This is a genomic window from Ornithinibacillus proteolyticus (assembly GCF_039581225.1).
Lineage (GTDB): Bacteria > Bacillota > Bacilli > Bacillales > Amphibacillaceae > Ornithinibacillus > Ornithinibacillus massiliensis.
The window spans coordinates 1-12,974 of the sequence record NZ_JBCPXV010000020.1 but is presented as its reverse complement, the minus strand read 5'-3'; the positions used below and the strand labels follow the sequence as shown (position 1 = coordinate 12,974).

The following is a 12,974-nucleotide window of genomic DNA, read 5'->3' as shown; positions in this document are numbered from 1 at the left end:
CTAGTAACTGAACTATTATATCACTAATCACCAATACGGAAAAACTTATAGTTTATATTCGGTGTATAGGCACTTGAATCTTCATATGACCAATATCGATGTCGGCTGTTTTGAGTATGAGCGTTGACTAAAGGCATCCCGTCCCTATCTTTAGCAACGACAATAGTGGTATGGTCCCACCTGCCATCTCCTTGAAAATCATAGCAAATAACATCACCCGGCTGCAGTTCGCTGGCAGAATCAACTTCTGTCCCCTTTAAACCGTGCGTCGATCCAGCTAAAAACCATCGTAAAGAATGGGCAACAGCCCAACTATAACTCCAATTATCACCTGTATACCACCAGCCCTGACTCCGATTCGGCGCTCCTCTCATTGGCGCTCCACCTGCACGCAAACATTGAGAAACATAGTTAGTACAATCGACATCGAATTTTCGATATTGTGGATTATAACTATTCCACCACCGTTCCGCATACTGAACTGCAGCAAGGCGATCATAGCTGAATCGGTCATACTCACTTTGCCCAGAATCAGGTTCTAATTTGCCAGGAGGTTCTTCCGTTTGTCTTACAAGTGTTTGCTTGTGGTCCATAATGTTGCCATCTTTTAAAATAAACTCGTACGGGATGGTCCGTTCTTCCCGTGTAAAATAATCCCCTTGCTTCAGTAGCATAGTTAAGTGTAAATGGTAATGTACCTTTTCCTCCTGATCATACTTCATTCTTTGATAAATATGACCTTTCCCATGTACTCGAACAAGCTTGACATCACGCTTATCATGTAATAATTTATGATTTTCTATCCAATCGAACTTTGGATCACTTGATTCAAATAGCTCCAACCAGAATTTTTTCAGTATATTCATATAAAACCCCTCCACTACAATATATATGGAGGGAAGGCGTGTCTAAGATAAAATTTCTTCGTGTTTTAATAAATATTCTTTCTTATCCAATCCACCATTATAACCCACAAGTCTGCCATCAGATCCGAGGACACGATGACAAGGAACGACAATGGAAAAAGGATTCTTGTTTATCGCTCCTCCAACTGCACGGACAGCCTTTGGATTTCCAATAGCTATTGCAATATCCTTATACGTTTTTGCCTTTCCAAAAGGAATCTCATCAACCAGTGTTTGCCACACTTTCTTTTGAAAGGCAGTCCCATAGAAGGCAAATCGGAATGTGAATTCTTTCCTATCCTTTTGAAAATACGCAACAAGCTGGTCCTTTATTGGAGCAACCTTTGCTTCACCATGAACAAGGGAAGTATGTGGAATATGCTTTTCCAGCCAATTTATTACCTTCGATTCATTCTCAGAAAATGTTCCGTAATCAATGCGGTATAGTTGTTCCCCGTCCGTCAAAATGAGTAACTTTCCGATTGGTGTGTCAATTTCACCATAATAAATCGTTACCATAATCCATTCACCTATCCTTTAGATGATTGTACTTCACGAAATGCTAAGCCCTTTTCCATTTCAAAAAGCACATCCTGATCCGATTCTTTTTCCATTGCTTTTGTTATTGCATCAAATGCTTCCTCTGTTCCGATTTTACCTAGGGACCATGCTGCTGTACCACGAATTACCGGACGCGGGTCATTATTCATAATGGAAATTAATTCGTCTACTGCCGTTTTATCCTTATAATGACCAAGTCCAATGATCGCATTTCGTTGAATCGGTTTTTTTCCGCGCCAAGAACCTGAAATATGGCCAAACTGTTCTTTAAATTCCCGATTGGATATGGTCAGCATTGGTTTAAGTAGTGGTTTAGCAATATCATCTTCAGGTTCAAATTCTGGATGATGATGAAAATCGACCTTCTGATTCTTCGGACAAACTAACTGACATGTGTCACAGCCATAGACGCGATTTCCAAGCTTGGAACGAAACTCTTCAGGAAGAAAATCCTTTGTTTGCGTTAGAAAAGCAATACAACGCTGTGCATTCAATTGTCCCCCTTGAACAATCGCTCCAGTTGGACATGCATCAATACATTTACGACAATCTCCACAACCATCCTCTATCGGGCTGTCTGGTATGAATGGAATATTGGTAATGAGCTCCCCTAAATATACAAAGGAACCAAATTCTTCGGTAATCAGCAAGGTGTTTTTACCTGTAAAGCCAACTCCTGCACGCTCTGCTACGGCACGGTCCGATAACTCTCCCGTGTCCACCATCACCTTTGTAACAGCATCCGTTACTTTTTCATGGATAAATCGTTCTAATTTCTGTAGTCTGTCCCGAAGAACATCATGGTAATCCATCCCCCATGATGCACGACAGAAAAAACCTCTCCGTTCTTCCTTCCTACTCTTAGGTGCATCTTTTCTCATCCGGGAAGGGTATGCCATGGCAATAGAAATGATGGATTGGGCTTCAGGCAACAATCGTTTTGGCTCCGTTCGTTCTTCATTGGTACCTTTTTCAAAACCCGATTGATACCCTAGCTCTTGCTGTCGCTTCAACCGCTCTTTTAGTTCCGTGAACACATCAGCCGTTGTGAAGCCAATCTTATCAATACCAATTTCTTTACTGTAGTCAATAATTTCCTGTTTAAGCTGGTCGGTATTCATCGCCACGCCTCCCTTCTCTGATTATCTTTACCATACTACGTGGAAATTGTTTTGTTAAGTATTCTGAGGAATTATTGTAGAAGAAAAGTAAAAACGCAACATCTCGTAAGTAATTACGAGACACTGCGTTAGGACATATGTATGGAGCGGGTGATGGGAATCGAACCCACGACATTAGCTTGGAAGGCTAGAGTTTTACCATTAAACTACACCCGCATCAAGTGTATATATTTACTTTAATAATTACTCACGCAAGTCATGCCCCTGCGTCTGCTAGTTTTTCGAGGAAGCATATTCCTCGGGGCAACTCGTAGCTTATTCGGTAGATGTTTCGCTCGTGGCTAGAGTTTTACCATTAAACTACACCCGCATCAAGTTTATATATTTACTTTAATAATTACTCACGCAAGTCATGCCCCTGCGTCTACTAGTTTTTCGAGGAAGCATATTCCTCGGGGCAACTCGTAGGTTATTCGGTAGATGTTTCGCTCGTGGCTAGAGTTTTACCATTAAACTACACCCGCATTAAGTGTATATAGTATATTATGACTACTCACACATATTGACAATGTTTTGTGAATGCAAAAATTATTATAGCAACATTTTCGACAGGATGCAAGGAAAATTTTAATTTTTTCTATAGTTTTTGTAAATATTATCGCTAATTTGTACAATTTTGTCGGTATGAAACAGAACTCTAAACCCCATTCCCTCCCAAGTCTAACCCATTTTAATAATACGAATATTATCTAAAAACAATCATTTACAATACTATACGGAAGTAATAAAATAGTCATAACACTAAGGAGGGGAATAGCGTTGTCTTTATTTCCAGTAATCTTATCACAAGCTAAATTTATCCATCGTGACAGTTTAAAATTTCCTATTGAAGAGCGCGCACTTCAGTTTGGCGATGGTATATATGAAGTTATTCGAGTATACAAAGGAAACTATTACTTATTAGATGAACATATCGATCGATTATATCGTTCTACAGAAGCTATTAAAATTAAACTCTCGCAATCTAAAGAGGAATTAAAAAAATTACTATTAGAATTATTAGAACGTAACAATGTAACAGAAGATGGAAAGGTATATATGCAAGTATCCAGAGGTTCAGCACCTCGTGACCATGTCTTCCCGACCGATGTGGAACCAAATGTCTATGCCTATGTACAGCCTCTTGCTCGTAATCTAGAAGCTTTACTAAACGGCGTTCAGGTCATTACCCACCGTGATATCCGTTGGGAGCATTGTTTTATAAAAAGCTTGAATCTATTACCTAATGTCATGGCTAAGCAAGAAGCAAAAGAGCATGGCTGTTATGAGGCAATCCTTCATCGAAATGGTCGGGTAACGGAATGCTCTGCTGCGAATGTTTATTTAGTTAAAAACGGCACGATCTATACACATCCTGCAACAAACAACATCTTACATGGGTGTGTTCGGATGGCAATTGAACGATTCGTCGATAAATTATCCATTCCATTTATCGAGGAAGCTTTTACCTTAGAGGAAATGACAGAAGCTGATGAACTCTTCTTATCTAGCAGTACTTCCGAGGTTATGCCTATTGTTCAGGTAGACGGGAAACTAGTTCAAGACGGAAAGCCTGGTGAAATAACAAGAAAGCTACAAGCAGCATACGAGAAAGATGCCAATATAAACGAAAACATCATAGCAAACGCATAATGAACGGCTGTCTTATTATCCGGGAAAATTCCCTTAATGAGACAGCCCTACTTTCTTTCACACCATTTTATCCATAAGGAGGTCAAAATGAAGAAAATCACCATTATAGGAAATCCGGGAGCTGGAAAATCAACCTTAGCAAGGCAGCTTGGCGACAAACTTAATATCCCTGTCTATCATATGGATTCCTTATATTGGAAGCCGAACTGGCAGCCAAGTGAGGATACCGAACTAATCCAAAAACATGATGAAATATTAAAGCAGGATATCTGGATCATTGATGGCAACTATAGCGCAACCTTACCAAATCGGTTTGCGGATGCGGATACGATTATTTTCTTAAACTACTCAACCCTACGTACATTATATGGGATAACAAAAAGAAGAATTCAATATCGGAATCGGACAAGACCAGACATGGCAGAGGGCTGTCATGAGCGATTAAACATAGACTTCATCCGCTGGACAAAAGATTACAACAAAAATAAAGCACCCAAAATGTATAAAAGATTAGCAAACTTAACGAACAAAGATATCCATATTTTTAAAAATAGAAAACAATTAACGGATTGGCTACAACAAAAACAACTAAACTAGCAATTTGCAATTGCTTCGAAACCCGAAGTAGTTTAAAATGGGAAATAAGTATTCGTCTTCTCTGTTGACAATACGCTAGTTAGCCCTATACAGACGGTTAATTTTCGAAATATTCCATCTGCAGGAAATCCAATTTACAAATCGGAGGTTTAATCAATGACAAAACGCGCAATCACGACAGAAGATTTTATGAGCTTGGAAGTATTTAGTGATCCACAGTTTGCTCCTGATGGAACTACATATGCTTATGTTTCAACTACAATCAATGATAAAAAAGAATACGAATCCAATCTATTTGTTCAAGACCTAAACGAGAAAACAGCTAAACAATGGACATTCGGTCACCATAAAAATAGCAACCCCCGTTTTTCTCCGGATGGAACGAAGGTGCTATTCCAATCCAACCGAAGTGGTGTGCCACAACTATGGCTACTTCCTTTAGACGGTGGTGAAGCAAAGCAGCTTACGACCTTTAAAAATGGTGCTGTCAATGCGGAATGGTCCAAAGACGGAAAATTAATCCTATTCACTGCTTCATTAGACAAAGATGACGATGTTACCAATCAAAAGGAACTGTCAAAGGAAGAACTCCAAAAAGAAAAAGAAGAAAAAAGTAAACAACCACTTCATGTTACGAATCTAAAATACAAATCTGATGCACAAGGATTCCTTGATGATAAGAAAGCTCATATTGTTCTTTATGACGTGGAAAAAGAAACCTTCACCCAATTAACAGAAGGTGACCATCACTACAGCTATCAAGATATTTCCCCAGACGGCTCAACCATTCTATTCTCAGCTAATTTAAGTGAAGAATCGGATTACGAGCTAAAGAGTGATATCTATCTATTAGATACGGCTACAAAAGCTATTACACGACTAACAGATGGTGACGGTGCTTACTACACAGCAAAATATTCTCCAAGTGGAAATAAGATTGCTTATCTAGGACATAAACAACAATATTTAAATGCGACTTTAACAGAGCTTTATGTCTATGATGTTCAAACGAAAGAAACAGTATGTCTAAGTGAAGACTGGGACTTCCAGCTTGGCGATTTAATGGTAGGTGACACTCGCCTAGGCGGTTCAGAAGGTGGTCCAGTATGGTCAAGTGATGAGAATAAAGTATTTTTCATTGGATCAGATAATGGTGCTGTCAATCTTTATGAAGTCAGCTTAACTGGAGAATTAAAAAGCTTATATCAAGCAGACAGCCATGTATTTGGTTTCAGCTATCATCCAACAAATGAGAGCTTTGTTATCGGGGTGAGCACACCTACTGTTCCATGTAATTTCTATTTACTAGATTCAAAAGCTAATGTAGAACAGCTAACAGATGCAAACCGCGAATTTATAGACAATGTTGCAACGAGCGTTCCAGAAAGCATTACCTTTAAAGCGAAAGACGGCTGGGATATTCATGGTTGGGTGTTACGTCCTTATGGATTTGAAGAAGGAAAGAAATATCCATTAGTACTAGAGGTTCATGGAGGCCCACATGCTATGTATGGACAAACCTTCTTCCACGAACTACAGTTACTAGCAGCACAAGGTTATGTCGTCTTGTATACCAACCCTCGCGGAAGCCATGGTTATGGTCAAAAATTCGTTGATGCTTGCCGTGGTGACTATGGTGGTGGCGATTACGGTGACGTTATGTCTGCCGTGGAATATGCACTAGAGACTTATGATTTTATCGACCAAGAACGACTAGGTGTAACAGGAGGAAGCTATGGTGGTTTCATGACGAACTGGATTGTAGGTCATACTAATCTCTTCAAAGCTGCAGTTACACAGCGTTCTATTAGTAACTGGCTTAGCTTCTATGGAGTAAGTGACATTGGTTACTTCTTCAACAAATGGCAGCACGGCTATGATTTACTAGACGACCCTAAAGCATTATGGGATATCTCGCCTTTAAAATATGCAGATAAGGTAGAAACTCCACTATTAATTTTGCATGGTGAGTTAGATTACCGTTGCCCAATTGAACAAGGAGAGCAGTTCTTTGTAGCATTAAAACATTTGAAAAAAGAAGTAGAATTCGTTCGCTTCCCAGGTGCTAATCATGAACTAAGTCGTAGTGGAAAGCCAGAAATGCGTGTAGAACGTTTAAATCATATTTTACGCTGGTTTGACAAGTATTTGTAAAATAGCGATTGAAATGAAATATGGCGAGTGTCTTCATAGAAAAATAGAGACACTCGCCTTTTTACGCTATTTTATCCTATTCATTATCTAAATTATCCTTAAGAAACGTATTCAATACCTGCTTATACCTCGCCTCATCCATAACAAACGACTCGCCATGGTTCGCCCCGTCAAAGGTCACTAGCTCAGCCTTACTTTTCGTATGTTTATAGAGCTCATGTGTCATTTCTGTCGGAACAAAGGTATCACCATTCCCTGTTATATACAAAATAGGTACCTTTGCTTTTTTCACTTGCTCTAGTGCAGAAGCTTCCTTAAATGAATATCCAGCTCGTGCTTTCGTTAGGAGACTTGTAGAATGAATAAAGGGAAAAGCAGGAAGGCTAAACATTCTATCAATCTGATAGGAGAACAAATCATGGACAGTTGTATACGGACTATCAGCAATTACTACTTTCACATTATCCGGTAGCTCCTCCCCCGCCGTCATTAGAACCGTGCCAGCTCCCATTGATAATCCATGAAGAATGATCTCTGTATCCGGACCTAACTTATTAATCAATAAATGAATCCAATCGACATAATCTAATCGGTCCGGCCAACCAAATCCATAGTAATTACCTTCACTTTTGCCATGACCTCGTGAATCAGCAGTAAAGAAGTTATACCCTAATTCCTCATAATAGTACTGGCCGTATAAGCCCATATCACTTCCACGGCCTAAATACCCATGAGCAGCGATAACAAGCTTATTCGTCGGTTTTTTTGCCTCAAGGAAATAGCCTTGAAGTAATAAACCATCCCGTGACGTCATCTCCATATATTCAAACTCCTGGTCAGCTACCCAATCACGCCAGCCACCTTCTAATAGCACATCCATTGTTTCAGCAGATACTTCAAGGTCCTTATTCCCACTTAAGAAATCCTTTGGTCCCCGATTTATCGCTAAATCATAAAAATAAAAACTAGCCATAACATCTATAATGAATAAAATAATAAATAGTCCAGCTAAGCCCTGTATTATCCTTCTCTTCACCATATTTCCCCCTAGCGTTTACGCTTGTTGTCTATCATACTATTATACTAGAAATTTTACACAAAATTTAAAATTCTTTTTGGTAGATATTTGTAACCTCACCAAGATTACACATTATTTTTCAAAAAAAGCGCTAAGAGGGAAAAATACATGGAAGTTACCTACATAAAATCAGCTCCGGAACTATACCTATACTCCAAAAGCGACATCGGTGAATGCCTTATAGAAATAAGGACAGCGAAGCTCACCATCTGCCTGAAGAGCAATGTATATTTCCGGAGCGAATGACTTATCGTATCATCGATTCCATTTATTTTGATTTAAATATGTCTTCTTTCCATTAAATGGATGCCAATTCCCATCATCCCTACACCCATTAATACTAAAACACTAACTGGTATTAAAACCTCTGACAGCGGATAGCCATACACCACTATGCCTTCTAGAGCCTGCATCCCATAATAAAGCGGATCAGCTTTCGCCAAGGTTAATAATAACTTCGACTCCACAATCTCAATTGGCCAATATGCTCCACCAATCATTGCCATACTAACTGAAATAATCGGTAGTATAGCATTAAATTGCTGCATGTTTTTTACAATAGCTGTAATTAAAAGAGAGAGTGCAACAATGGCAAATACATAAGGAATTAACAGTAATAATGTTTCAGCAAATCGTTCATTAAAGTCAACTCCTACGATATACCGGAATACTGAAAATGTGATAGCCACCTGGATATAACCGGTAATGAAGCTATAAATTAAATTCGCAACATACATCTCCCACTTTTTCACCGGGGATAAAATCATTCGGTCCCATATCCCCTCTCTTTTTTCCAATAAGATGGAGATTACATTATAAGCAATCGTATAAATAACAAAGAATAAGGAAAAACCAAATATGTGATGGAGGTTACTATTATAAACAAACGCGCCTTCCCCACGAAAACTCGTTGATTCGATAGAAAAAATTGGTTCACTTAATTCCTGCTTCATTGTTTCTACAAATGCTTCTTGCTCCGCTTTTGATGTTAGACCACTCTGCTCGATAAGCTGTTCTTGCATACGTTTATCTAAATAAGCAGATCGAATAGTGCGTTCAATTAGCCCTGTGTTAAAGGAATCGACCCCGACAACAATTTGAAAGTCCTCTTCCTTTAAGACAACACCTAATTCACTCTTCCCATCGGAAACCATCTCTTTTAGTTCATCCTCTGTCACCCAGATAAAATTCATCGACTCTTCCAATTCCAAAAATTCTATTATAGAAGCGTCCACATGATGTTCTGCATAGACCGGAACCGTTATATTGCCTGGGCCCGTTGATCCACCAAAGATAAGGGCAAAGATGATCGACATGCCAGTAAACATCAAAAATGTAAACGGAGCACGGATAAACTGCTTTAGCTTCGCGTTTAAGATTCCAATCATGAAGATACCCCCCTCTTCGGAAAACATAAAATAGCAATTACTACGACCGCTAGCCCAAAGCATACTAAATAGATTAGCTGATTCCCTATGGCACCAAGCTCTTCCCCCCGTAATATAGTCAAATATGCTGTCATACTAGCACCATTTGGGGTTAGATTTCCGATAAACTGAATCGTTTTAGAAAATTCACCAACAGGTGCAAAGCTACCACCTAAAACAGCAAATACCGTGACTATAATACCGGAGAAGATATGGATTATCGATTCTGAGTTACCTCGGAAGCTCAAAGAAACTAATAGAACTGCAAGACCACCTACCGCAAGAGAAAAGGCCAACGTTACTAGTAAAAATCCCGTTAATCCTGGCCATGTCACACCAAATACAAATCGCGAAAACGTAAAGATAATAATAGCCTGGATAAACGCAAACATCGTTCCAGAAATCCATATACCAAGAAAATACAACCATCTTGATACATTCGCTACAATAATTCTATCTAATACATGCATTCTCTTTTCGTTATACGCAATAGAACCGATAGCACTTGCTATAAACAAAACGTTCATCAATACCATACCTAACGTATAATAAGCCTGGGATGTGACAGGTTCTTTTTCATTGATTGTTACGATCTCACTTTTTATACTTGCTTCATCTAACTGCAATGTTTCCATCTCCAATTGATTATCCGCAACAAACTTCCCTAACGTCATTTGCTCTTGAAATTGTTGCAAAATACGATGGATAATCGTAACACCAGATTGGTGTCCTTCATTTTGTATAATGAGAAATGCAGGTTGTTCATCCTTATTTCCAATTAAATTAGATAGCGTATCATACGTAAAATTCTCAGGCACTTCAATTAACGAAGTATACGAATCATCTGCTAGAATGTTCTCACGCTCAGAGGGATTAATATACTCTACTTTGATAAATTCCTGGACTGTTTCATTTTCCAAGACCGATTCCTTTAGTAGTTTAATTGGTGCCATATGATCGATGTTCGTACGAATCTGTTCCAATACATCAGGTGGAAGTACCTTCTCCATATCCTGCAAAAACCGTTCAACTTGCACCTCTTCCGCTTCGTGTTCCAAAAACGCCACTTGAAGTGTTATTGGCTGACTCTCCCCGTTTATCCAATTACCTAACGCAGTGGATAGAATCGTAATAAGTAATACCGGAAGCGCAAGAAGTAATAATAATTCTTGAGGGTTTCTTAAGATAATGAGACCTTGCTTTTTAATAATATTCCACAGCATCCTATTCCCCCCTCTAATCTCTTAATGCCCTGCCAGTAAGGTGTAAAAATACATCCTCTAAAGTAGGGGCTTTGTTATCGACAGAGTGTAATTCGATTCCGTGCTCCTCTGCTATTTGAATTACTTCGGAAAACATGCGAACCGCTCTTGGTACGATAACGAGCACTTCCTTTTCTCCTACTGTCACACTCGTTACAGAAGGATGTTCACGTAACGCAGTAAGAAACCCTTCACTAAAGCGATCCGCCTTAATGGATATCGTATTCTCGTTGGATAAGATTTTCTTAATTTCATCCTTTGTACCAGATGCAATTAGATTTCCTTTATCCATAATGTAAATACGGTCACATAACAGCTCTACTTCCTCCATATAATGACTCGTGTACAATACGGTCATTTTTCGTTCTTGATTTAGCCGTTTAACCGTCTCTAAAATATAATTACGGGATTGCGGATCAATCCCAACAGTCGGTTCATCCATAATAATCACTTCTGGGTCGTGAAGCATGGCTACACCGATATTTAATCGTCGTTTCATTCCACCTGAAAATTTCTTTACAATGTCTTTGCGTCTATCGGTTAAGCCAATTTGCTCCAATACTTCATCGACCTTTTGTTTTAATTTCTTTCCACGCAAGTGATAGATCCTTCCGAAGAAATAAAGATTCTCCTCCGCTGATAAATCTTCGTATAGAGCAATCTCCTGCGGTACAATGCCTACTATCTTTCGGAAGCTACTAGGATTTTTGACAATGCTTTTGTTCTCAAAAAGGACGTCCCCGCTGGTAGGCTCTACTAATGACGACAGCATCGAGATTGCTGTTGATTTACCAGCACCATTCGGACCAAGAAGTCCGATAATCTCACCTTTTTCTATAAATAAATTTAAGTTTTTTACCGCTTCAATCTGTTTATATCGTTTCGTTAAGTTCACCAATTCGATCATTTGATTCCCCTCCTAAATTTAGAATACGAGAAAACCTCCAATTTACATACTACCTGGAGTCATGAAAAGAAATTCTTGAGGTATGACTTGAGTCACTTTTTTAAGAGAGAAACGTGAAATTTGGATTGATATGCCTTTTGCTAATAGAGAATGTCCGTCTCTGTTTTCATCGTGCCCAATAATCATTGCAGGTTATCTACATAATGAGTGATACCTCTTTATTGTACGGACTTCCTTGTCAATGTTAAAACCCGAATAGGGTGTAAAATATGTTTGACATCACCTTCGTCTTTTTTATAATGATAGTGTCAAACAAGTTTTACACCCTTTCAATCAAAAGCAGATGTAGTAAGCAAATTCTAATAAAAGATCACCGAAAAAGATGGGGATAGACCAAGGAGAGTTAACAGCTTTCAGTATTCTGGCAAGCCTTATTAGCTTTAAATCTTGTGAAGACTATAGAAGTTAAAGGTAAACAAAGAGGAGGAGATTGTGTGAAGACCCGAAAAATAGGTGCGATTATAATTGGTACCGCCATGCTTATTGTGTTATGTTATTCTATTTTTAAATTTATTACTGGAAAGGAAGTAGGGTTCCAGGAAGTTATCGTAATTGGGACGCTATGGATGATGTTTTTCTCTGCAATCACATGGGAAACAAAGAAGAGAAAGATGGAATATTAATCGAAGAGGAACTTGGACAAAGAATTACAGAAAAAAGCTCCAAAATCAGTTACTTCATTCTCATATTCTTCATTGTGGTAGCAGTAGCTGCTGACGAAATAGTTAATGGTACTATCAACGTTTTTCTGTTAGCAATATTAGGTTTAGCAATGATTATATTACCTTTAGTTGAATTTTTGGTCGCTAGAAAGTTTCAATAATTATATAAATTGGAATGATAATACCGCGAGCTGTTTTGACAGCTCTTTTTTTGATAAAATCCATACGATGAAATTATCGGTCAAGACTTTCTATCGCTTGGATAAGCTTATAAACGCAAAAAGAAATTCTCAGAGCATTTCGTTCAAAGCTATTGTAGGCTAAGTAGAATTTCAAAGAAGTTGAAAGTCCTTCAAGAACGTGTTACCAGATTAAATCCATGTAAAGGCTTCTTTTCAATCCTCTCCTATTTCCAAATACCTAAATAGAGTAGGCGCATGAATCACTCATGCGCCTCTCGCAGTTCCGTACGTGCGGGTCATCGCATACGGCTCCTCCATGATTATTCCCTTTGGGAATGATGTTCATTGTAAATATCAACCAGAGAA

At 38.7% G+C, this 12,974-nt stretch carries 11 protein-coding genes and 1 tRNA gene; 4 read left to right on the top strand and 8 right to left on the bottom strand.

Annotation, left to right across the window (positions count from 1 at the left end; all coding sequences use genetic code 11):
* Positions 1–23: 23 nt before the first annotated feature.
* The 4 genes from AAIB49_RS10715 to AAIB49_RS10700 all read right to left on the bottom strand — a co-directional run bounded on the left by AAIB49_RS10715 (position 24) and on the right by AAIB49_RS10700 (position 2,803).
* Positions 24–866: an amidase domain-containing protein gene (locus AAIB49_RS10715; RefSeq protein WP_339216099.1), complete on the bottom strand. Its 843-nt coding sequence runs from the start codon at positions 864–866 to the stop codon at positions 24–26.
* A gap of 42 nt (positions 867–908) precedes the next feature.
* Positions 909–1,424, bottom strand: a complete 516-nt coding sequence (locus tag AAIB49_RS10710; RefSeq protein ID WP_339216101.1) for a methylated-DNA--[protein]-cysteine S-methyltransferase — start codon at positions 1,422–1,424, stop codon at positions 909–911.
* Between the two features lie 11 nt (positions 1,425–1,435).
* Positions 1,436–2,587 carry a tRNA epoxyqueuosine(34) reductase QueG gene (gene queG, locus AAIB49_RS10705; protein ID WP_339216103.1) on the bottom strand — a complete coding sequence of 384 codons (1,152 nt, stop codon included), beginning with the start codon at positions 2,585–2,587 and terminating at the stop codon, positions 1,436–1,438.
* Positions 2,588–2,729: 142 nt separating this feature from the next.
* Positions 2,730–2,803 (bottom strand) — tRNA-Gly (locus AAIB49_RS10700).
* Positions 2,804–3,406: 603 nt separating this feature from the next.
* Here AAIB49_RS10700 and dat point away from each other — a divergent pair.
* From dat to AAIB49_RS10685, 3 genes are all read left to right on the top strand, one after another.
* Positions 3,407–4,279 (top strand): D-amino-acid transaminase, encoded by an 873-nt coding sequence (gene dat, locus AAIB49_RS10695; RefSeq protein WP_343458068.1) that lies wholly within the window; start codon positions 3,407–3,409, stop codon positions 4,277–4,279.
* A gap of 87 nt (positions 4,280–4,366) precedes the next feature.
* Positions 4,367–4,876 (top strand): DNA topology modulation protein, encoded by a 510-nt coding sequence (locus AAIB49_RS10690; protein ID WP_339216107.1) that lies wholly within the window; start codon positions 4,367–4,369, stop codon positions 4,874–4,876.
* Between the two features lie 156 nt (positions 4,877–5,032).
* Positions 5,033–7,030 (top strand): S9 family peptidase, encoded by a 1,998-nt coding sequence (locus AAIB49_RS10685; protein WP_343458067.1) that lies wholly within the window; start codon positions 5,033–5,035, stop codon positions 7,028–7,030.
* Between the two features lie 76 nt (positions 7,031–7,106).
* On the opposite strand, the gene AAIB49_RS10680 is transcribed toward AAIB49_RS10685, so the two are convergent.
* The 4 genes from AAIB49_RS10680 to AAIB49_RS10665 form a co-directional block, all read right to left on the bottom strand.
* Complete coding sequence (locus tag AAIB49_RS10680; RefSeq protein ID WP_343458066.1) at positions 7,107–8,069, bottom strand: alpha/beta hydrolase; 963 nt, start codon at positions 8,067–8,069, stop codon at positions 7,107–7,109.
* A gap of 317 nt (positions 8,070–8,386) precedes the next feature.
* The gene (locus tag AAIB49_RS10675; protein WP_343458065.1) at positions 8,387–9,496 is read right to left on the bottom strand and encodes an ABC transporter permease; all 1,110 of its coding nucleotides are present in this window, start codon (positions 9,494–9,496) and stop codon (positions 8,387–8,389) included.
* Positions 9,493–10,758 (bottom strand): ABC transporter permease, encoded by a 1,266-nt coding sequence (locus tag AAIB49_RS10670; RefSeq protein WP_339216115.1) that lies wholly within the window; start codon positions 10,756–10,758, stop codon positions 9,493–9,495. The genes AAIB49_RS10675 and AAIB49_RS10670 overlap by 4 nt, the downstream gene beginning before the upstream one ends.
* A gap of 13 nt (positions 10,759–10,771) precedes the next feature.
* On the bottom strand, positions 10,772–11,704 hold the full coding sequence (locus tag AAIB49_RS10665; protein ID WP_339216117.1) for an ABC transporter ATP-binding protein: 933 nt from the start codon (positions 11,702–11,704) through the stop codon (positions 10,772–10,774).
* 494 nt (positions 11,705–12,198) lie between these two features.
* On the opposite strand from AAIB49_RS10665, the gene AAIB49_RS10660 reads away from it, so the two are divergent.
* Positions 12,199–12,387: a hypothetical protein gene (locus AAIB49_RS10660; protein WP_343458064.1), complete on the top strand. Its 189-nt coding sequence runs from the start codon at positions 12,199–12,201 to the stop codon at positions 12,385–12,387.
* Positions 12,388–12,974 lie beyond the last annotated feature (587 nt).

Excerpts from the sequence above, each read along its gene's own strand:
- AAIB49_RS10665 (WP_339216117.1), bottom strand. The coding sequence starts at position 11,704 with ATGATCGAATTGGTGAACTTAACGAAACGATATAAACAGATTGAAGCG.
- AAIB49_RS10685 (WP_343458067.1), top strand. The coding sequence starts at position 5,033 with ATGACAAAACGCGCAATCACGACAGAAGATTTTATGAGCTTGGAAGTA.
- queG (WP_339216103.1), bottom strand. The coding sequence starts at position 2,587 with ATGAATACCGACCAGCTTAAACAGGAAATTATTGACTACAGTAAAGAA.
- AAIB49_RS10690 (WP_339216107.1), top strand. The coding sequence starts at position 4,367 with ATGAAGAAAATCACCATTATAGGAAATCCGGGAGCTGGAAAATCAACC.
- AAIB49_RS10710 (WP_339216101.1), bottom strand. The coding sequence starts at position 1,424 with ATGGTAACGATTTATTATGGTGAAATTGACACACCAATCGGAAAGTTA.
- AAIB49_RS10670 (WP_339216115.1), bottom strand. The coding sequence starts at position 10,758 with ATGCTGTGGAATATTATTAAAAAGCAAGGTCTCATTATCTTAAGAAAC.
- AAIB49_RS10715 (WP_339216099.1), bottom strand. The coding sequence starts at position 866 with ATGAATATACTGAAAAAATTCTGGTTGGAGCTATTTGAATCAAGTGAT.
- AAIB49_RS10680 (WP_343458066.1), bottom strand. The coding sequence starts at position 8,069 with ATGGTGAAGAGAAGGATAATACAGGGCTTAGCTGGACTATTTATTATT.
- AAIB49_RS10675 (WP_343458065.1), bottom strand. The coding sequence starts at position 9,496 with ATGATTGGAATCTTAAACGCGAAGCTAAAGCAGTTTATCCGTGCTCCG.